This is a genomic window from Bradyrhizobium sp. USDA 4449 (assembly GCF_054056275.1).
Genome location: NZ_JBSRYD010000001.1, coordinates 2404387 through 2423532, shown reverse-complemented (window position 1 = coordinate 2423532; position 19146 = coordinate 2404387). Strand labels below are relative to the sequence as shown.

Genomic DNA, 19146 nt, shown 5'->3' with positions numbered 1-19146 from the left:
ACCGGGAGGAAGACATGCGTTCAGTCCCGCTTATCGGTTCCGCGCTGCTCGCCTTGGTGGCAACCATGACGTTCGAACCATCCGACGCCAACGCGGTGGTGTGCGCCCGCGGCGTCTACCGCGCCGGTTGCGCCGGAGCGCGAGGTGCGGTCGTGGTCCGCCATCCTGCGGTCCGCTGTACCAGAGTGCTGGTGAACGGCGTCTACGTGAAGCGCTGCGTCTGAGGCACGGGTGGTCAAGCCGACATGGTTTGGCTATGATTCGTAACTGACGATTTCGGGCATGCGCATGACGGGTGCCCGCAGTGGTGTTGCGGTGCGCTACGCCTGCGGATGGTTCCGCCGGCGTAGGCGACCGCAGCTGATGAGATGAGTCTGCCCTGAGATAGTAAGTATACTGTCAATTCAGGAGGATGACTTTGCGGATCGGCGTGATTGGCGGGGGCCCCGGCGGGCTCTACTTTGCCTATCTCTGGAAGAAGCGTCACCCCGAGGATCAAGTCGACCTGTTCGAACAGAACCCGGCCGACGCGACCTGGGGCTTTGGCGTGGTGTTTTCCGATCAGGCTTTGGAGTTCCTGCGCGCCGACGACCCCGAGACCGTTGATGCGATCGCGCCGCATATGGAGAGCTGGGAAAACATCACGCTGAACCACGGCGGCGACAGCGTCGTCATTGACGGTGTCGGTTTCTCCTCGATCGGACGGCTCGAGCTCCTGCAGTTCCTGCAGCAGCGTGCGCTCGATGCCGGCGTGACCCCCCGCTTCGACACCCAGATCCAGGCGATCGACCAGCTCAACGGCCACGACCTGATCGTCGCCGCCGACGGGTTGAACTCGCTGGTGCGCCGCGCCTATGAAGGCGATTTCGGCACCTCGCTGTCCTATTCGTCCAACAAGTTCGTCTGGTACGGCACCTCGAAGCGCTTCGACACGCTGTCCCAGACCTTCGTGAAGACCGATCGCGGCGCCTTCAACGCCCATCACTACCGCTATTCGCCGACGATGAGCACGTTCCTGGTCGAGTGCGACCATGCTACGTGGCAGGCCTATGGCTTCGCCTACAAGGACGTCGAGCAGTCCAAGGGCGTCTGCGAGGAGGTGTTTGCCGACACGCTCGGCGGCCATTGTCTGGTCTCGAATAAATCGGTGTGGCGTAATTTCCCCTGGGTCTGGAACGAGCACTGGTCGTTCAAGAACATCGTGCTGATCGGGGACGCGCTGCACTCGGCGCATTTCTCGATCGGTTCGGGGACGCGGCTCGCGATCGAGGACGCGATCGCGCTGGTCAAGGCGCTGGAATCGGATGCCCATCTGTCGACTGCGCTGCATCGCTATCAAGCGGCCCGCAAGCCGGTGGTGCAGAAGCTCGTCAATGCCGCGCGCACCAGCGCGTTCTGGTACGAGCACTTCGCCCAGCACATGCAGCTCGACCTGCTCGACTTCGCCTATAGCTACATCACCCGCTCCGGCCGCATCGATGATTCCCGGCTGCGTGCGATGTCGCCGGCCTTCATGGCCCGCTACGAGGCCGGCAAGAACGGCGGCGGAGAAGCGCTCGGTGAGGCCTCGGCATGAGCCAGAGCCGGTCATCCGGCGACCTCACCCCGCCTTGCCCAAATGCTCCAGCGCATCCTCGGCCCGCAGCGGCACGCGCGAGGCCTCGTTGTTGAGATCGACGAGCCGCGACATCAACCGCATCAGCGCCTTGCGCTCGGCGGGCTTGAGTGGGTCCAGCATCCTCGCCTGGGCGCGGTCGACGGCGGGGATGATCTCGCGCAGGGTCGCGGTTCCTTGCCTGGTCAGATAGAGCAGCTTGATCCGCTTGTCCTCCGCGGCCGGCTTACGCTCGACAAAATCCTTGGCCTGGAGCCGCTCGATCACGCTGCCGAGGGTGGAGCGGTCGAAGGCGATCACGGCAGACAGTCGTGTCGCATCGATGCCGGGATGGGTGTGGATCGCAACCAACGCCGCATATTGCACCGGCGTGAGGTCGAACGCCTTGCACTCCTCCATGAAGATCGAGACCGCGATCTGCTGCATGCGCCGGAACAGATAACCGGGCGCGGCATAGATCGCGTCTATTGTGATCGAAGGAAGCGCCTTACTCGGCATCGGGCTGCTTCTCCGGCGCGGCATTGGCGAAGGCCGGCAGCGCCTTGGCCGCGGCTTCCGCCTTCAGCAGGCGCGGATAGGTCGAGACGTCGACGCCGAAGCGGCGCGCATTGGCTAGCTGCGGCACCAGACAGAGATCGGCGAGCGTCGGCGCGTCGCCGAAGCAGAACGGGCCCGGCCCGTCCTTGATCAATGTCTCGCAGGCCGACAGGCCCTCGCGATTGACCCAGGCAGCCCAGTCCTGAACCTTCTCCTCGGCGAGGCCGAGCTCGCGCAGCCGCGCCAGCACTTTCAGATTTTGCACGGGATGGGTGTCACAGGCGATCGCCAATGCGAAGGCCCGCACCTTGGCGCGTTGCAGCGAATCCTTCGGCAACAGCGGCGGATTGGGGTGGGTCTCATCGAGCCATTCGATGATCGCGACCGATTGGGTCAGCACCGCGCCGGCATCGTTCTCCAGCGCCGGCACCAGGCCTTGCGGGTTGATGGCGAGATAGGCAGGCGCGCATTGCTCGCCCTTGCGTAGATGATGCGGCAGGTGCTCGGCGCCGAGACCCTTGAGATTGAGCGCGATCCGGACGCGATAGGCGGCACTGGAGCGGAAATAGCCGTGCAGCTTCATCGGAACCCTCCCTGTTGCTTTGTCGTTCCGGCGCGATGCGTCAGCATCGAACCCGGACTGTCGAGATTCCGGGTTCGCCCTTCGGGCGCCCCGGAATGACGTTCCCATGCATTGACGCTACCCAGATCGTCAGTATACTGTCAATCAACAAAACGAACGGGAGGCTCATATGGAAGCCGCGACCAGGACGCCGGAACGCGAGGCGTTCTACAAGAAGATCGACGGCGAGAATCTCACCGCGCTCTGGACAGTGATGAGCGACCTGATCACACCGGAGCCGAAGAGCGCCTGCCGGCCGCATCTGTGGAAATTCGACATCATCCGCGACTACATGACCGAGGCCGGCAAGCTGATCACGGCGAAAGAAGCCGAGCGGCGCGTGCTGGTGCTCGAGAATCCCGGCTTGCGCGGTCAGTCCAAGATCACGACTTCGCTCTATGCGGGCGTGCAGATGGTGGTGCCGGGCGACGTCGCCCCCGCCCATCGCCACAGCCAGTCGGCACTGCGCTTCGTGCTCGAAGGCAGGGGGGCCCACACCGCCGTAGACGGCGAGCGCACTGCGATGGAGCAAGGCGACTTCATCATCACGCCGTCGATGACCTGGCACGATCACTCCAACGAAACCGATGAGCCGATGTTCTGGCTCGACGGACTCGACATTCCCCTGGTGCAGTTCTTCGACTGCTCCTTCGCGGAGGGCTCGAAAGAGGACCAGCAGAAAATCACAAAGCCCGCCGGCGCCAGCTTTGCCCGCTATGGCCATAATCTGCTCCCGGTCGACGTGAAGCGGTCATCGAAGACCTCGCCGATCTTCAGCTACCCCTACGCCTACACCCGCGAGGCGCTGGAGAAAGCCAGGACGAGCCAGGAGTGGGACGCCTGCCACGGGCTGAAGCTCAAATTCAGCAACCCCGAGACCGGCGATTTCGCGATGCCCACCATCGGCACGTTCATCCAGCTGCTGCCGAAGGCATTCAAGACCGCGCGCTATCGCGCGACCGATGCGACCGTATTCTGCCCGATCGAGGGCCGTGGCCGCAGCCGCATTGGTGACGCCGTTTTCGAATGGGGGCCTCGCGATCTGTTCGTGGTGCCGAGCTGGCACTGGGTGACGCACGAGGCGGATGACGACGCCGTGCTGTTCAGCTTCTCGGATCGGCCGGTGCAGCAGAAGCTGGATCTGTTTCGCGAGGATCGCGGCAACGCGTGAGGGGCCCGTGGCGTGGGCTCGTTGGGTGGATGAGCCGAAGGCGTAATCCACCACGGTCCCTCCGCGTCGAAGGACGTGGTGGGTTACGCTTCGCTACCCCACCCTACGGCAGCGGTGAGTTTGGCTACCGCCAGTGCAACAACCGCGTCTCGAGCCAGCCGATCACCTTCCCCACCACCAGTCCGAACACCGACAGGATCACAACGCCTGCGAGCAGCTGATCGGTCTGCATCAGATTGCCGGCCTGGAGCACGAAGGCGCCGATGCCGTATTGCGCGCCGATCATCTCGGCACTGACGACAAGCAGCAGCGCAACAGAAGCCGTGATGCGGAAGCCGGCGAGGATCGCCGGCAGCGCGCCGGGCCAGACCACCTTGCGGACGATGGTCGCGAAGGGGACGTTGAAACTCTGCGCCATGCGGATCAGGTTGCGCGGCACGGCGTCGACGCCGCTATAGACCGAGATCGCGGTCGAGAAGAACACCCCGAGCGCTATGGTCGCGATCTTCGGCTCTTCGCCGATGCCGAGCCAGAGGATCAGAAGCGGCAGCAGTGCGATCTTCGGGATCGGGAACAGCGCCGAGATGAAGGTGATGCCGACGCTACGCGCGAGCCTGGACAGGCCGATGGCAAAGCCGACGACGACGCCGGCCGCGGTGCCGAGCAGCCAGCCGACGCCGATGCGCAGCAGCGAGGCCGAGAGATGCTGCCAGAGCGCACCGGACATCGCGAGCTCGTAAATCGCGCGCACGATCGCCGAGGGTGCCGGCAGGAACAAGGGATTGACGATACCGGCGCTGCCGGCAGCCTGCCAGATCGCGATGACCAGTGCGAGCGCGATCCAACCACCAAAACGGCTGGACGCCGGCACGAAGCCCGCGCCGCGAAAGCGGACGCGCCGCGTCGTGTCGTCCTTGGCCGATGTATCAGTCGCGCGATCAAGCATGCTGGACCTCGCGCTCGGCATCGATCGCCTCGTTGCGGATCAGCGACCAGATCTGGTTCTGCAGCGCCAGCAGCTTCTCCCGCGCGGCAGTCTCGCCGCGCTCAGCGCGCGTCATCGGTACCGTCACGACCTCGCGAATGCGACCCGGCCGCCGGGACAGCACCACGATGCGATCGGCCAGCCGCGCGGCCTCTTCGAGATTGTGCGTGACATAGGCCGCGCCCATGCCGCCGTCGGCGAGCAGCCGGACGAAATCTTCCATCAAGAGCTCGCGCGTCTGCGAATCCAACGCCGAGAGCGGCTCGTCCATCAACAGAATCGCCGGCTTCACCGCCAGCGCACGCGAAATGCCGACGCGCTGACGCATGCCGCCGGAAAGCTGCTTTGGATAGGTCTTGCGGAAATCGGTCAGACCGGTGCGGCGCAGGGCGTCTTCGACCAGCGCGCGGCGCTGCATGGCCGAAAGCTGGGTGTGCAGCAACGGGAATTCGACGTTCTCCTCCACCGTCGCCCAGGGCAGCAGCGCAAAATCCTGGAACACGAAGGTCAACGGATTGAGACTGTCCGCCGGCGGCGCCCCACGCAACTCGGGCGCGCCCGAGGTCGGCTGCAGCAACCCGCCGAGGATCGACAGCAGCGTGCTCTTGCCGCAGCCGGATGGACCCACGATCGCCACCACCTCGCCGGCGCCCACCGTGAAGGAGATGTCGTCGAGCACGGCGAGATCGCCGAAATGATGGGAGATCCGGTTGGCGATCAGGTCCACGAGCTGCTCTTTCAATCCGCCTTCACGTAATCCTTGGCGATGATCGCATCGGCGTCAAAGCCCTTGTCGACGAAACCCTGCTCCTGGAGCCATTTGATCTGGTTGTCGACGTTCTTGACGTCGAGCTTGCCGTCGGGATCGATATAGGCGCAGTTCCCGACCACCTGCTCGACCGGCAGGTTGGTGTATTTCGCGATGATCTCCAGCAGCGGTTTTGTCCGGTCGTTGATCGGCGCAACGCCGTCCTTCATCGAAGCGAGGATCACATCGTGATATTCGCGGTCGGCTTTCGCGAGGACGCCAAGGAATTTCGTCACCAGCGCCTTGTTGGTCAGCGTCTTCGGCGAAGCGAAGACCGCGCCGAGCTGCCAGGGAGTCTCGTCGCCGACCCAGCCCAAAAACTTCGCACCGCCCTCGTCCATCAGCTTTCGCGCGGTGGAGATCGGGAGCAGCGCCGCATCGACGGTCTCTCCCTTCAGCGCCGCGGCTGCGTTGGACAACGACTGCAACGGCACGATCTTCACGTCGGAAAGCTTGAAACCGTATTTGTCCGCGAGCAGGCCGAGCGAATAATGGAAGGATGACCCGACCTGCGTGACCGCGATGCGCTTGCCGGCGAGGTCCTTCGGCGTTTTCAGTCCGGCGGCATAGGCGTTGTTGCTGGCGAAATAGCCGATCAGGGGATAGCCTGATGTCTCGCGGCTCATGCCGCCGATCACCTTCAGCACGCCCTTGCCGGCGAGATTGTAGAGCCCGGCCGTGAAGGCGGTGACGCCGAAATCGACATCGCCCGAGGTGGTGGCGACCGCGATCGGCTGCGCCGCGTCGAAGAATTTAAGGTCGACATCGAGGCCGGCCTCGCGGAAATAGCCCTTGTCCTGCGCAATGAAGACGGGCGCGGAGGATGACAGGCGGAGCACGCCGATCTTGGCCTTCAGTGCGTCCTCGGCCTGGGCCGTGCCCATCGCCATCATAGCCAAAAGGCTAAGTGCCGCGACCCGCGCAATCCCGATCATCCCGCTTCCTCCAATGGTTCTTCTTGCAGTTCATTACAGGCCTTTCGGCACGGGCTGATCCCGCCCGATGAAGGCGCCCTGTTGTTTCAACCTTTCCTGCAATTTTTCAATGGGGATTTCGCGTGGAATCCGGTTTCCGGAGAGCGCGAGCGCGGCTGCGGAACCCGCGGCTTCCCCCATCGCGAAACAGGCACCGGAGACGCGCGCCGCAGATTGACCCTCATGGGTCATCGAGGCACAGCGGCCCGCGACCAGGAGGTTGTCGACGCCCTCGGGCACCAGCATCCGGTACGGCAGCTCGTTATAGCCGCGCGATTCCGGGATCGGCGGGAAGGTGAAGATGACATCACCGGCGACATGGGCTTCGATCGGCCAGCCATTGACGCCGATCGAGTCTTCGAAGGAGGCACAGCCGAGCACATCCCTGCCGCTGAGCTGGTAGCCGCCCTTGATGCGCCGGGTCTCGCGGATGCCGAGCTGCGGCGGCAAATCGACGATATAGGACTTTTCGAAGCCCGGCACCGTGCGCAGGAACTCGAAGGCGGCGAGCGCCTGCTTGCGGCCTTCGATCTCGCCGCGGGTGAGATCGTCAGGCTCGACGCCGTTGATGGCATGGCCGTCCTCTCGCGCGACTTGCGTGAAATTCACCCGCCACTCGATGCCGGATTTTTGCGGCCGCACGATCGCGCTCTTGCGCGGGAATTTGTGGGTGCCGGCGGCCGTGGCTTGTTCCATCAATTGCGGGATCGTCCGCCAGGCATCGCCCGCCCTTGCAGGGTCGATGCCGTTGAGGCGCAACATCATCGACGGGTACATTGGATGACCGTGCTCGTCGCCGATCTCGAACGGCGCACCGGCCCAGACGGCGAGATCGCCGTCGCCGGAGCAATCGATGAATATCTCCGACCGCACCGCCTGGCGGCCGGCCTTGGTCTCGACCATCAGCGCGTCGATGCGGCTGTTATCGCCCATCACGACGCCGGCGCCGAGGGCGTGGAAGAGGATGTGCACCTTGTGGCTGGCGAGCAGCTCGTCGGCTGCGATCTTGTACGCCGCAGTGTCATAGGCCTGGGCGAAGACCTTGCCGAGGATCAGATGCGGCGCGTTCAGGCCGTCGAGATGATCGATCCGGGCCAGCAGATCGGACGCCATGCCCTGCACCAGCCTGACGGCTTCGCCATGGACATTGCCGTGCAGGCCGCAGAAATTGGTGACGCCGGCCGCGGTGCCCATGCCGCCGAGGAAGCCGTAGCGCTCGATCAGCAGCGTCTTGCGCCCGGCGCGCGCGGCCGAGGCGGCAGCGACGATACCGGCCGGGCCGCCGCCGAGCACGACGACCTCGTATTCGCCGTAGAGCGGCACTTGCCGTGCCGGTTCGTTGATCGTCGTGGCCCGCATGGCGCGTCCTTCCCAAAATCCTTTGCTTGGAGGCGACTATGAATTAACGCGCGGCAGGCTACAATCCGCCAAAATATGCGATCAGCTTTCGCGAATCGAGAAAAGTCGACATGGACATCCTCGTGAACCTCCAGGCCTTCCTCGCCACCGCCGACGCAGCCGGATTCTCCGCCGCCGCGCGAAAACTCGATGTCTCGACCTCGGTCGTGGCCAAGCGCGTCACGCAGCTGGAGGCGCGGATCGGTACGCCGCTGTTCCATCGCTCGACCCGGCAATTGCGGCTGACCGAGGCCGGACAGCGCTACGTGCATCGCGCCCGCGGCGTCGTCACTGACGCCACCGACCTGCTCTCACGCATGGGCGAGAAGGGCCACGATCTCGTCGATCACCTCCGCATCAAGGCGCCGACCTCGCTGACGGTGGCGCGGCTTGCGGACGCCTTCAGCGCATTCCAGACGCAAAATCCACGGCTGAAGCTCGAGATCGTGCTGATCGACCGTCCGGTCGATCCCGTCACCGAGGGTTTCGACATCGCGATCGGCGCCTTCCCGCATTCCTTCGGCGGCGTGGTCGACGAGCCGCTGGTTCCGTTGAAGCGCCTGCTCTGCGCCTCGCCGGCTTATCTGAGGCAGCACGGCACGCCAAAGCATCCGCGCGATCTCGTCCAGCATCGCTGCCTCAGCTTCATGCCGACGGGCCCCGAATGGGTCTTTGACGGGCCGCGCGGCCGCATCAGCATCCAGGTCAGCCCCCTGCTCTCCTCCAACGAGGGACATGTGCTGGTGCGCAGCGCGATCGCCGGCAACGGCATCACGCTGATTTCGCACTATCTCGTTGCGGACTCGTTGCGCGACGGCACGCTGAAACCGGTGCTCCGCGACTTTCCGATCCCGGAATTGTGGGTGAAGGCGGCTATCCCCGAACGCCGGCGCAATGCGGCCGCGGTGCAGGCGCTGCTGACCTTGCTGAAGGCGTCACTCGCGCCGTCGCTGTGAATTGCGGCGCTGTTAGCCGAGCTGCTGAGACTCAGCCCTTCCCGCCGCCCCACTTCGCCGCGCGCTTCTCGGCAAAGGACGCCAGCCCCTCCGCTGCTTCCGCGCTCTGGCGCTTGAGCGAATGCAGCTGGACGAGCCGGGCGTAGGTCGCATCATCCACCGCCATTCCACCGAACGAGCTCTCCAGTGCCAGCCGCTTGGTCTCGGCCATCGCCTCGGGGCCGTTGGCGAGCAGCTGCTCGACCACCTTGCTGCCTGCGGCGTCGAGATCGGCGAGCGGCACCACCTCATGGACCAGGCCGATGCGGCGGGCGTCGTCGGCGCCGAAGCGTTCACCTGTCAGCGCGTAACGGCGGACTTGCCGTACACTGATGGCATCGCAGAGCTGGGGGATGATGATCGCGGCGGTGAGGCCCCAGCGCACCTCGGTGATGGAGAACAGCGCGTTGTCGGCCGCAATCACCACATCGCAGGCCGCAATCACGCCGGTGCCGCCACCGAAGCAGCCGCCCTGCACCAGCGCCAGCGTCGGGATCGGCAAGGTGTTGAGCCGCTGCACGGCTTCGAACGTCGCCCGCGACGCCGACTGGTTGGCCTCAGGCGATTGCGGCCGCACGCCGTTGATCCATTTCAAGTCGGCGCCGGCCTGGAAGTGCTTGCCGTTGCCCCTGAGCACGACGACGCGCAAGTTCGGCTTCTTGGCCAGCTCGTCCATGGCCGCGAGCACGCCCGCGATCAGCGCGCCGTCATAGGCGTTGTTGACCTCCGGGCGATTCAACGTGACGGTCGCGACCCCACGCTCATCAAGGCTCCACAGGACGGGGCTGGCAGTCATCGGCGATCTCCGGTCATTCTGACGGCGCATAATGGACGAGGCAGTGCGTCTTGATCCATATCTTTCCAGCGTGGGCGGCCGCGCCTATCGCATGGCGGCTTGTGTCATGCTGCCGCCAGGCGACACCTAGGGATCAGGGACCAGACACCACATGCGCATCTGCATTTTCGGCGCGGGCGCCGTCGGCAGCCATCTCGCGGTCCGGCTGGCGCGCGCCGGCCATGAAGTCAGTTGCGTGATGCGGGGCGCGCATCTGGAGGCAGTCCGCGCCAATGGTATCAAGCTGCGCGTCGGCGATTCCGAGGTCGGCGTCAAGGTGAACGCCTCTGGCGATCCGGCCCAGCTCGGCCAGCAGGACGTCGTGGTCTCGACGCTGAAAGCGACCGCGCTGACCGGGCTGGTCTCCAGCATCAAGCCGCTGCTGCACGACGAGACCGCGATCGTGTTCGCGCAAAATGGCATTCCCTGGTGGTATGGGATCGGCCTGCCGCCGCGACATCCGACGCCGCCGGATATTTCGTTCCTCGATCCAGGAGGGCGCCTGCGTGCTTGCATCCCGAAAGAGCGAATCATCGGCGGCGTGATCTTCTCCTCCAACGAGATCGTCGCGCCCGGCGTGGTGCAGAACCTGACGCCGGATCGCAATCGCCTCCTGATCGGCGAATGCGACGACCGCAATTGCGAGCGCATCACGAAACTGCGCGGCGTCTTCAACGACGCGCGCCTGGAATCGCCGCCGGTGGCCGAGATCCGCGAGGCAATCTGGTCAAAGCTGCTGACCAACATGTCGCTGTCGGTGCTGTGCCTGCTGACAGGCCAGACCGCGCGCGGCGTGCGCGACGATCCCGCCTTCTCCGAGCTCATCCCGCGGATGTTGAATGAGGCCAACGACATCGCGCAGCACTTCATCCCCGAAGTCAAGCGCGTGACACGCAGTGGTCCCGCGCCCAACCACAAGCCATCGCTGCTGCAGGATTACGAGCTCGGCCGCGCCATGGAGATCGACGTGCTGGTCAAGGCGCCGGCCGCTTTCGCGCGAACTGCCGGCCTGTCTACTCCCACGCTCGACCTGATTGCCGCGCTCGCGATTCGGAAGGCGCGGGACAAGGGGCTTTACTCCGCCTGAACCTCAGCCGAGTTCATCGATCCATGCCGCGAGCCTATCGAGCGCTTCTGCGAGCGCCTCGTCGTTGGTGCGGCCGGACTTCTTCAGCACCGCGAAGGAATGATCGCCGCCTTCGATCTCATGCAGCGTCGCCGTCGCTCCGAGTGCCGCGACGACGGGCCTCAGCAGGCCGAGGTCGGCCAGCCCGTCGCGCGTTCCCTGGAGAAACAACATGGGAACGGCGACGCCTTGAAGGTGCTCGGCGCGCTCGGTCGATGGCTTCTTGTCGGCATGCAGGGGAAAGCCGAGGAAGGCGAGGCCCTTTACGCCGGGCAGCGCGGCCTTGGCCTGCGCCTGCGACGTCATCCGTCCACCGAACGACTTGCCGCCCGCGACGAGCTTCACACCCGGGCAAAGTCGCGTCGCCTCCTCCACTGCCGCGCGGATGGTGGCGTGCGCGACAACAGGCTGGTCGGGACGGCCCTGCTTGTTTTCCATGTAGGGAAAGTTGAAGCGGAACGTCGCGATCCCGCGCTTCGCAAGCCCCTCAGCAATCTTGTCCATGGATGGATGCCGCATCCCCGCGCCGGCGCCATGCGCCAGGATGCAGCAGGCGCGCGCATCGGCCGGCACCATCAGAATCGCGGAGACTGCACCGATGCGTTCAATGTCGAGCCTGAGCTCGCGCGTGCTGACGGTCATTTCCCGGCGTTCCGATTGCTGCTGGCCCGCCTAGATTCATCGAGCCGCGCGGAAACGCAAGTGTTCAGGCGGTATTCCGCGCATCCCGTGGCCACAGATAGTTCAGCACCTGAACCAGCATGCGCATGATTTCGCGTCGGCCGGCCTCGTCATTGCCAGCGCCGAACTTTCCTTCGAGCGCGAGCTTGGCGAAACCATGAACGGTCGACCAGGCGGCCGCCGCGGCGGTCCCGGTCTGCTTCGGCGTACCGCCGGCGAGCTCCGCGACGACGCGCTCGAATTCGCGGCCTGCAGCCTTGATTGCGGCTCTGAGCCGCTCGTCGTCCGCAACGAGACGCTTGTTGGCGAACATCATCTGGAAGCGTCCCGGATGGGTCAGCGCGAATTCGACATAGGCAAGTCCCTGCGCATGCAGCCTGTCGCGCGCGTTCCGCTTGCCGGACGCGGCCTGAAGCAGCGCGGCGGCCAGCGCCTCATAGCCGCGGATCGCGACCTCGGTGAGCAGCCCTTGCGCATTGCCGAAATGGTGCGACGGGGCGGCCGGCGACACGCCCGCCCGCCGCGCTGCTTCGCGCAGCGTGAATCCGTCGGCGCCGTGCTCGGCCAGGATCGCTTCGCTCGCGGCGATCAGCGCCTCCTGGAGTTCGCCGTGATGGTAGCCGGTATCCGACTTGCCTGGGGCCTTGCCCTTCAGATTGCCGCGCGCGATGGCTTTCTTCATGTAACTTGACACTGTTTAGATTGAGGCCTAATGATCTTAACACCGTTAAGATCGAGAACCGGAGGATTCGCAATGACCGAAACGGAGCATAGCACCGCAACCTCTCCGGTGAAACGGCGCCATCTGGTCGCCGGCGCCGCACTCGGCATGCTGGCGAGCGCGATCGGCGGTCTCGCCGGCGGTGTGGCGCTCGGCCAGGGCGCCGCGCTGCCGCGGCAAAAGCCGAGCGGCCGGCAACGCTTCACGGATAAGGTCATCGTCGTGACCGGCGGCACTTCCGGCATCGGCCGCGCCGCCACGCTGATGTTCGCCGCCGAGGGCGGGCGCGTCGTTTTCTGCGGACGCAATCTCGAACGCGGCCAGCAGGTGGAAGCAGAGGCGAGAGCCGCAGGCGGCCAGGCGACGTTCATGCGCGCCGACGTCCGCGACGAGGCCGACGTCAGGGCGCTGGTCGACGAGACCATCGGCCTGTACGGCGGCCTCGACGTCGCCTTCAACAATGCCGGCATCTCCATCGAAAAGCCCCTGCATCAATTGAGCGCAACGGAGTTCGACGACGTCATCGGCACCGACTTGCGCGGCGTGTTCCTGTCGATGAAGTACCAGATCCCGCATATGTTGCAGAAAGGCGGATCGATCGTCGTCACCTCGTCGTCCAACGCCATCGCCACCTCGCCCAACCGCTCCGCCTATTCTGCGGCCAAGCGCGGCCTCGTCGGCTTGGTCCAGGCTGCAGCGCTGGAATATGCCCAACACGGCATCCGCATCAACACGCTGATCCCGGGCACGACCGATACGCCCTTCATCCGCCGTCTCGCCGGCATGGAGAGCCTGCCGGACGCAGCCTGGCACGTGGCCATCGCGCAATGGGCCAAGTCGCATGTTCCGGGTCTGCAACGCGTTGCAACGGCGGAGGAGATCGCGGCCTTCGCGCTCGTGCTCGCCTCGGACGATCATCCCTACACGACTGGCGGCCAATTCGTCATCGACGGCGGCAAGACCGCGCAGGCCGGATAACGGCGGGGCCAGCAGCCGGAAAACGCAATTATCGGCACCCGGGCTTGGCGTACCACGACGGGCGGGCTTGCGCCCGCCTTGGCCGTTGTGGCACGCGTGATATGCGCGCCGTTGACGAGAAGATCGACCGAGGTGACCATGTCCTATCGCTCCTCCTGGATGACCGAAGAGCTCGACGTCTTCCGCGACCAGTTCCGGAAATATCTCGCCAAGGATCTGGCGCCGCATGCCGAAAAATGGCGCGAGCAGAAGATGGTCGACCGCTTCGCCTGGCGCGGACTCGGTGAGATGGGTGCGCTGCTGGCGAGCGTGCCGGAGGAATATGGCGGACTGGGCGCGACCTTCGCCTACGACGCCGCCGTGCTTGATGACCTCGAAAGCACGGTGCCGGAACTGACGACCGGCGTCTCCGTGCACAGCGCCATCGTCGCGCATTACATCCTCAATTACGGCTCGGAGGAGCAGAAGAAGCGCTGGCTGCCGAAGATGGCCTCCGGCGAGATGGTCGGCGCGGTCGCCATGACCGAGCCCGGCACCGGTTCGGACCTGCAGGCGGTGAAGACCACCGCCAAGAAGCAGGGCAATTCCTACGTCATCAACGGCCAGAAGACGTTCATCACCAACGGCCAGGCTGCCGATCTCGTCATTGTGGTCGCGCGCACCGGTGATGCCGGCGCCAAGGGCATTTCGCTGATCGTGGTCGAGACCAACGGCGCCGAGGGTTACAAGCGCGGGCGCAACCTCGACAAGATCGGCCTGCACGCCTCCGACACGTCAGAGCTGTTCTTCGACGACGTGACCGTGCCGCCGGAAAACCTGCTCGGCAAGGAGGAGGGCCAGGGCTTTGTCCAGCTGATGCAGCAGCTGCCGCAGGAGCGCCTCGCGCTCGCGGTCGGGGCCGTGGCCTCGATGGAGCGCGCGGTCAGGCTCACCACCGAGTACACCAAGGAGCGGAAGGCGTTCGGCAAACCGCTGATGGATTTCCAGAACACTGCCTTCACGCTCGCCGAACGCAAGACCGAAGCGATGATCGCCCGCGTCTTCGTCGACTGGTGCATCGAGCGCCTGGTCGCCGGCGACCTCGACACCGTCACCGCGTCGATGGCGAAATACTGGTGCTCGGAGAAGCAGGTGCAGACCGCCGACGAATGCCTGCAGCTGTTCGGCGGCTACGGCTACATGCAGGAATATCCGATTTCGCGCATCTTCATCGATTCCCGGATCCAGAAGATCTATGGCGGCACCAACGAGATCATGAAGCTGTTGATCGCGAGATCGCTCTAATCGACGCTACCGCGCCCGCCAATCACGCGGCCGGCAGCCGAAGCGCTGCTTGAAGCGCCGCGTGAAATGGGACAGGTCCGAAAAGCCCCAGTCGAACGCAATGGCGCCGATCGCGCTGTCCACCATCGCGGGATCCGCGAGATCCCTGGCGATGCCGTCGAGGCGGCGGTCGATCACATAGTCGGTGAAGCCGGAGCCCGATCGCGCCAGCAGCTTGTGCACATAGCGTTCGCTGATGCCGACGGCTTCGGCGACATCGGCCACGCTGAGGCCGGGCTCGCGCAGCCTGCGGTGAATCGCGCGCTTCAGCGCCAGCATGGTCGCATCGGTCAGGCTCTCGGCCTCCGCGGTGTGCGCCCGGCTCTGCCGCGACAGGCTGATGGCGACCAGCTCGATCAGCGCCCGGAACAGATGCACGCCCTCGTGCTCGGTCATGCGCAGCGCACCATCGCTGAGCGTGCGCGCCGTTTCGACGATGAGGTGACCGACAAAGGGATCGTCGGAGAGGCGGGCTGCTGTGACGTCGAACGAGGCCGGCAAGCGCTCGCGCAAGGCCTCCGCCGGCACCCAGAACGAGGCCACCTTCAATTGCGGACCACGGTCGTGCAGGAGCGCGAATTGCCGATCGCTGTCGAAGATGCCGACCTGTCCTGATGACAGGCTGATCTCGCGGTCGTCCTGCCTGATGCGGCACCGGCCGGCCAGCTTCAGGTTGAGATAGAAGCAGCTGCGATCAGACGCCGCAATGTCGGCCGCGGAGCGGCGCACCACATGCTCGGGAAAGCTGACGCGGTTGATCGCGGCATCGCCGAGACGGATGTGCTCGACGGCGGCCGGAAAGCCCGAGACGACCGCCGGCTCCGGCGTGAGCTTCATGAAGGCCTGGCAGATCGCCTCACGATAATAGGCGAATTGCTCACCCGGTCTGATCTCCGCGGTATCCCAGGCCGATCGGCGGGACGGAGCGGCGCGCGCGACTTTCTGCATCGGTTCACTCCGAGACCAATCCGGTTCACTTCCAGCCAAGCGCGAAATCTGTTGCCGGTCCAGATTGGGCCGCACGGCCATACGCCTTAACAACGATCTAACCACACCCCCGGGAGGAGCCACAACATGTCGACCTACGTTCTCGTCCATGGTGCCTGGCACACTGGTGCCGAGTTCGAGCCGGTCGCGGCCCCGATCCGCGCCCATGGCCATCAGGTCCACACGCCGACGATCAAAGGCAACCGCCCAGGGGACGCCAAGACGACCGGGCTGAAGGAAGCGATCCAGTCGATCGTGGACTATCTCGCCGAGAACAACCTCAGGGACGTCATCCTGCTTGGCCATTCCTATGGCGGCATGGTCATCACCGGTGTCGCCGACCTCGCGCCCGAACGCATCCGCCGCCTGGTCTATTGGAACGCCTTCGTGCCCGACAACGGCGAGAGCCTCAATGACATGGTGCCGCCGCACTATGTCGGGCTGTTCGATGCGATCGCGGCCGAGCGCGGCGATGGCTCGGTGGTGCTGCCTTTCCCGATCTGGCGCGAGGCTTTCATCAACGATGCCGACCTCGAGCTTGCGCAGAAGGCCTATGACGTTCTCAATCCGCACCCGCTCGCAACCTTCAGCGACAAGATCGCGCTGAAGAGCAATCCGGCCGAGATGCCGCTGGCAAAGTCCTACATCAACTGCACCGAGGACACCGCGCTGCCGCACAGCCATGGTTGGCATCCGCGGCTATCGGAAAAGCTCGGCCTGTTCCGCCTCGTGCAGGTGCGGGGCAGCCACGAGCTGTGCTTCTCCGATCCGGCGCGCCTCGCCAAGGCGATCATGGAGGCGGGACGCGACTAAAGCGCGATGAGATTGGGATGAATCCCCATCGCGCTTTAGATTGGTGTTTGAGCATGACCTTTGCGGAAAACCGCTGCACATTCGTCCGGATCATGCTCTCGCGCGCGCTATTTCATCCGCTTGTCAGCGGCGATGAAGTCGATGAAGGTCCGCACCTTCGCGGAGAGATATTTGCGGCTGGGATAGACCGCAAACAGCTTTACGGACCCGATGTGCTCGGGCAAAACGTGCTCGAGCCGTCCGGCGGCGATGTCCTCGGCCACCAGCCATTTCGGCAGGATCGCAAGGCCCATGCCTTCCAGAGCCGCCGCATGCAGCAGCGTTTCGTTGGCGCTGCGCAGCACCGGATTGAGCTTGACGGTCTCGGGACCCTGCTCGCCGGTGTAGGAGAAGCTTTCGCCGGGATAGAGCGCGTAGTGCAACAGGGCCTGGCCGGCGAGATCGGCGAAGGTCGCCGGGCGGCCCGCGCGTTTGAGGAAGGCGGGAGCGGCCACTATGTGGAACGGGACGCGCGTGATGGGACGCGCGATCAGCGCTTCGTCGGGCTCGCCGGTCGCGCGCAAGGCGAGATCGAATCCCTCCTCGACCAGGTTGACCAGCCGTCCGCTGAGATCGACGTCGAGGCGCACCTCCGGATAACGCGCCTGGTAGTCCGCCAGCACGCCCACGAAGATCGTGTTGGCCATCCACACCGGCGCAGTCAGCCGCAGGGTGCCGCGCGGAACGACGGTCGCCTTGCTGACGGCGGCTTCGACCTCGTCGAGCGAATCCAGCATCTGGCGCGCCTGCTCGAAGTAGAGCGTGCCGCTCTCGCTCAGGCTGACGCGGCGGCTGGTCCTGTTGAGCAGCCGCGTGCCCAGCCGCTTCTCGAGCTGCATCACGTGCTTGCTCGCCATGGCGGGCGAGATGCGCAGGCGCTCGGCCGCGGCCGCAAAGCTCTTCAGCTCCGCGACGAGGCAAAACACCCGCATGCTGATCAGCGTATCCATCAGATCATCAACAACCAGGAAACAAACTAATCCCGGAACCGATAATGATCAAAAATGGAGAAACTATCAAATGGTGGCAACCCTCACATTTTGGAGCACCACCATGTCCGCCACCACCTTCGCGACCGCTACCCCCGGGCGCGCCCTTCGCATCGGCCTCTGGGCTGCACAGGCTCTCGTTGCCTTCGTCTTCATCTCGGCAGGGCTATACAAGCTGCTGACCCCCATTCCGCAGCTTGCCGCGGCGATGCCCTTTGCCGGCCAGTATTCCGAAACCTTCGTTCGTTCGATCGCGCTGGTCGATCTCGCCGGCGGGATCGGCATCCTGCTGCCGGCCCTGACGCGGATCCTGCCGCGGCTGACCGTGCTGGCCGCGCTGGGCTGTTCGGTCCTGCAAGTGTTTGCACTGGTCTTTCACCTCTCGCGCGGCGAGGCCGAGGTGACGCCGCTCAACGCTGTCCTGCTCGCGCTCAGCCTGTTCGTGCTGTGGGGGCGCAACAGCAAGGCGCCGATCACGCCCCGGTTCTAACCGGCAGGCTGCTGCCATGATCTCTGGCAACGGATGGTCCCGCAGGGGCCTGCTCGCAGGCGCGTCGATCCTCACGGCCTGCGGCGCCGCCGCGGCCAAGGAGGATCGTCTCGCCGATGGCGTCGTGATCCTGGTCGACAGCAACGAGCCTTATGTCATGGGACACGCGATCAGCTACTCGGCCAATCTCGCAAAACACTTTGCCGACAAGGGCGCGCGGCTGCTGGTCGAGGTCGTCGCCAATGGCAAGGGCATCGACGTCTTCAGGGCGGACAAGACCCCGCTGGTCGAGCCGCTGGCAACGTTGCGCCAGTCGCTGCCTGATCTCACTTATAGCATGTGCGCTTCATCGAAGGCGATTGCGGAAGCCAAGGAGCAGGTCTCGATCGCGCTGATTCCGGGCGCGAATCTCGTGCCGTTCGGTATCGGACGCGTCGTTGATCTGCAACTCAGGGGCTGGGCCTATATCCATGCGTGAGAGGCCTTGCACATTGTCGCGGCGATCGCTTCTGATCGCCGCGCCGGCCTGTCTCGCTGTGCTGCGCACGGCTCGTGCGCAGCACGACTGGCCGCCGGTGTTCGAAGCCGGCCGCAGCCAGTTCACGGTGGTGCGGCCGCGCGCCGCGATGCCGCCGCTGCGGCTTCAGGACCTGCATGGAAAAGACGTGGTGGTGACGGCGAAGCCGGGTCGCATCACCCTCGTCAATTTCTGGGCGACGTGGTGCGCGGCCTGCCGGCTCGATCTCCCTGTGCTGGCAAGCCTCGCGGGATCGCAACGCGACCAATTGGATGTCATTGCCGTCTGCACCGACACGAAGGACTTGCGAAAGATCACCGCGTTCCTCGACGGTCTCGCCGCGAAAAACCTCGGCTGCTACATCGATGCCTATGGAGCAGCGGCGCAAGCGTCGAGGGAGATGCTTCCCCTCCTCGGCATGCCCATCACCTATCTCGTCGGGACGAGCGGCCATCTCGCGGGCTACATCGCTGGCGCCCCCGACTGGCTTTCACCGGCAGGCGCGCGTCTCCTGCGATTCTATCGCGAGCAGGGATAACCTC

Annotated in this window: 22 protein-coding genes; 11 read left to right on the top strand and 11 right to left on the bottom strand. The window is 64.9% G+C overall.

Annotated features, from left to right (window positions below; all coding sequences use genetic code 11):
• Positions 1 to 14 precede the first annotated feature (14 nt).
• Together ACVIIW_RS11480 and ACVIIW_RS11475 are read left to right on the top strand one after the other, a co-directional pair.
• Entirely contained in the window at positions 15 to 224 is a 210-nt protein-coding gene (locus ACVIIW_RS11480; protein WP_456700846.1) for a hypothetical protein, read from the top strand.
• Between the two features lie 194 nt (positions 225 to 418).
• Positions 419 to 1576, top strand: a complete 1158-nt coding sequence (locus ACVIIW_RS11475) for an FAD-dependent monooxygenase (RefSeq protein ID WP_456700845.1) — start codon at positions 419 to 421, stop codon at positions 1574 to 1576.
• Positions 1577 to 1600: 24 nt separating this feature from the next.
• On the opposite strand, the gene ACVIIW_RS11470 is transcribed toward ACVIIW_RS11475, so the two are convergent.
• Positions 1601 to 2113, bottom strand: coding sequence for a MarR family winged helix-turn-helix transcriptional regulator (locus ACVIIW_RS11470; RefSeq protein WP_456700844.1), 513 nt, complete (start codon positions 2111 to 2113; stop codon positions 1601 to 1603).
• Positions 2103 to 2735, bottom strand: a complete 633-nt coding sequence (maiA, locus tag ACVIIW_RS11465; protein WP_456700843.1) for a maleylacetoacetate isomerase — start codon at positions 2733 to 2735, stop codon at positions 2103 to 2105. Before maiA ends, ACVIIW_RS11470 begins: the two co-directional genes overlap by 11 nt.
• 169 nt (positions 2736 to 2904) lie before the next feature.
• Here maiA and gtdA point away from each other — a divergent pair, with 169 nt between their 5' ends.
• Positions 2905 to 3945, top strand: a complete 1041-nt coding sequence (gtdA, locus tag ACVIIW_RS11460; protein WP_456700842.1) for a gentisate 1,2-dioxygenase — start codon at positions 2905 to 2907, stop codon at positions 3943 to 3945.
• A gap of 124 nt (positions 3946 to 4069) precedes the next feature.
• On the opposite strand, the gene ACVIIW_RS11455 is transcribed toward gtdA, so the two are convergent.
• The 4 genes from ACVIIW_RS11455 to ACVIIW_RS11440 are packed head-to-tail and all read right to left on the bottom strand — an operon-like array spanning position 4070 to position 8071.
• Positions 4070 to 4891, bottom strand: coding sequence for an ABC transporter permease (locus ACVIIW_RS11455; protein ID WP_456700841.1), 822 nt, complete (start codon positions 4889 to 4891; stop codon positions 4070 to 4072).
• A complete protein-coding gene (locus ACVIIW_RS11450) occupies positions 4884 to 5657 on the bottom strand; it encodes an ABC transporter ATP-binding protein (protein ID WP_456705134.1) in 774 nt (257 codons plus the stop codon). Before ACVIIW_RS11450 ends, ACVIIW_RS11455 begins: the two co-directional genes overlap by 8 nt.
• A gap of 11 nt (positions 5658 to 5668) precedes the next feature.
• The gene (locus ACVIIW_RS11445; protein WP_456700840.1) at positions 5669 to 6673 is read right to left on the bottom strand and encodes an ABC transporter substrate-binding protein; all 1005 of its coding nucleotides are present in this window, start codon (positions 6671 to 6673) and stop codon (positions 5669 to 5671) included.
• A gap of 33 nt (positions 6674 to 6706) precedes the next feature.
• Positions 6707 to 8071: an FAD-dependent oxidoreductase gene (locus tag ACVIIW_RS11440; RefSeq protein ID WP_456700839.1), complete on the bottom strand. Its 1365-nt coding sequence runs from the start codon at positions 8069 to 8071 to the stop codon at positions 6707 to 6709.
• A gap of 110 nt (positions 8072 to 8181) precedes the next feature.
• Here ACVIIW_RS11440 and ACVIIW_RS11435 point away from each other — a divergent pair, with 110 nt between their 5' ends.
• On the top strand, positions 8182 to 9066 hold the full coding sequence (locus ACVIIW_RS11435) for a LysR family transcriptional regulator (protein WP_456700838.1): 885 nt from the start codon (positions 8182 to 8184) through the stop codon (positions 9064 to 9066).
• A 31-nt stretch (positions 9067 to 9097) separates the two neighbouring features.
• Here ACVIIW_RS11435 and ACVIIW_RS11430 read toward each other — a convergent pair whose 3' ends face one another.
• Positions 9098 to 9901, bottom strand: coding sequence for an enoyl-CoA hydratase-related protein (locus ACVIIW_RS11430; RefSeq protein ID WP_456700837.1), 804 nt, complete (start codon positions 9899 to 9901; stop codon positions 9098 to 9100).
• A 151-nt stretch (positions 9902 to 10052) separates the two neighbouring features.
• On the opposite strand from ACVIIW_RS11430, the gene ACVIIW_RS11425 reads away from it, so the two are divergent.
• Positions 10053 to 11027 (top strand): ketopantoate reductase family protein, encoded by a 975-nt coding sequence (locus ACVIIW_RS11425; RefSeq protein WP_456700836.1) that lies wholly within the window; start codon positions 10053 to 10055, stop codon positions 11025 to 11027.
• A gap of 3 nt (positions 11028 to 11030) precedes the next feature.
• On the opposite strand, the gene ACVIIW_RS11420 is transcribed toward ACVIIW_RS11425, so the two are convergent.
• Together ACVIIW_RS11420 and ACVIIW_RS11415 are read right to left on the bottom strand one after the other, a co-directional pair.
• On the bottom strand, positions 11031 to 11708 hold the full coding sequence (locus tag ACVIIW_RS11420) for an alpha/beta hydrolase family protein (protein ID WP_456700835.1): 678 nt from the start codon (positions 11706 to 11708) through the stop codon (positions 11031 to 11033).
• A 64-nt stretch (positions 11709 to 11772) separates the two neighbouring features.
• The gene (locus ACVIIW_RS11415) at positions 11773 to 12429 is read right to left on the bottom strand and encodes a TetR/AcrR family transcriptional regulator (protein ID WP_456700834.1); all 657 of its coding nucleotides are present in this window, start codon (positions 12427 to 12429) and stop codon (positions 11773 to 11775) included.
• A gap of 72 nt (positions 12430 to 12501) precedes the next feature.
• Here ACVIIW_RS11415 and ACVIIW_RS11410 point away from each other — a divergent pair, with 72 nt between their 5' ends.
• Entirely contained in the window at positions 12502 to 13446 is a 945-nt protein-coding gene (locus ACVIIW_RS11410; protein WP_456700833.1) for an SDR family NAD(P)-dependent oxidoreductase, read from the top strand.
• A 138-nt stretch (positions 13447 to 13584) separates the two neighbouring features.
• Entirely contained in the window at positions 13585 to 14730 is a 1146-nt protein-coding gene (locus ACVIIW_RS11405) for an acyl-CoA dehydrogenase family protein (protein WP_456700832.1), read from the top strand.
• Positions 14731 to 14736: 6 nt separating this feature from the next.
• Here the strand turns inward: ACVIIW_RS11405 and ACVIIW_RS11400 are convergent, their stop codons facing one another.
• Entirely contained in the window at positions 14737 to 15717 is a 981-nt protein-coding gene (locus ACVIIW_RS11400; protein ID WP_456700831.1) for a helix-turn-helix domain-containing protein, read from the bottom strand.
• A 126-nt stretch (positions 15718 to 15843) separates the two neighbouring features.
• Between ACVIIW_RS11400 and ACVIIW_RS11395 the strand changes: the two genes are divergently transcribed.
• A complete protein-coding gene (locus ACVIIW_RS11395) occupies positions 15844 to 16569 on the top strand; it encodes an alpha/beta fold hydrolase (RefSeq protein WP_456700830.1) in 726 nt (241 codons plus the stop codon).
• A 107-nt stretch (positions 16570 to 16676) separates the two neighbouring features.
• Here ACVIIW_RS11395 and ACVIIW_RS11390 read toward each other — a convergent pair whose 3' ends face one another.
• Positions 16677 to 17558: a LysR family transcriptional regulator gene (locus ACVIIW_RS11390; RefSeq protein WP_456700829.1), complete on the bottom strand. Its 882-nt coding sequence runs from the start codon at positions 17556 to 17558 to the stop codon at positions 16677 to 16679.
• A gap of 103 nt (positions 17559 to 17661) precedes the next feature.
• Between ACVIIW_RS11390 and ACVIIW_RS11385 the strand changes: the two genes are divergently transcribed.
• The 3 genes from ACVIIW_RS11385 to ACVIIW_RS11375 are packed head-to-tail and all read left to right on the top strand — an operon-like array spanning position 17662 to position 19142.
• Positions 17662 to 18087: a DoxX family protein gene (locus tag ACVIIW_RS11385; protein WP_456700828.1), complete on the top strand. Its 426-nt coding sequence runs from the start codon at positions 17662 to 17664 to the stop codon at positions 18085 to 18087.
• Positions 18088 to 18103: 16 nt separating this feature from the next.
• On the top strand, positions 18104 to 18565 hold the full coding sequence (locus ACVIIW_RS11380; RefSeq protein WP_456700827.1) for a DsrE family protein: 462 nt from the start codon (positions 18104 to 18106) through the stop codon (positions 18563 to 18565).
• The gene (locus tag ACVIIW_RS11375) at positions 18558 to 19142 is read left to right on the top strand and encodes a TlpA family protein disulfide reductase (protein WP_456700826.1); all 585 of its coding nucleotides are present in this window, start codon (positions 18558 to 18560) and stop codon (positions 19140 to 19142) included. The genes ACVIIW_RS11380 and ACVIIW_RS11375 overlap by 8 nt, the downstream gene beginning before the upstream one ends.
• Positions 19143 to 19146 lie beyond the last annotated feature (4 nt).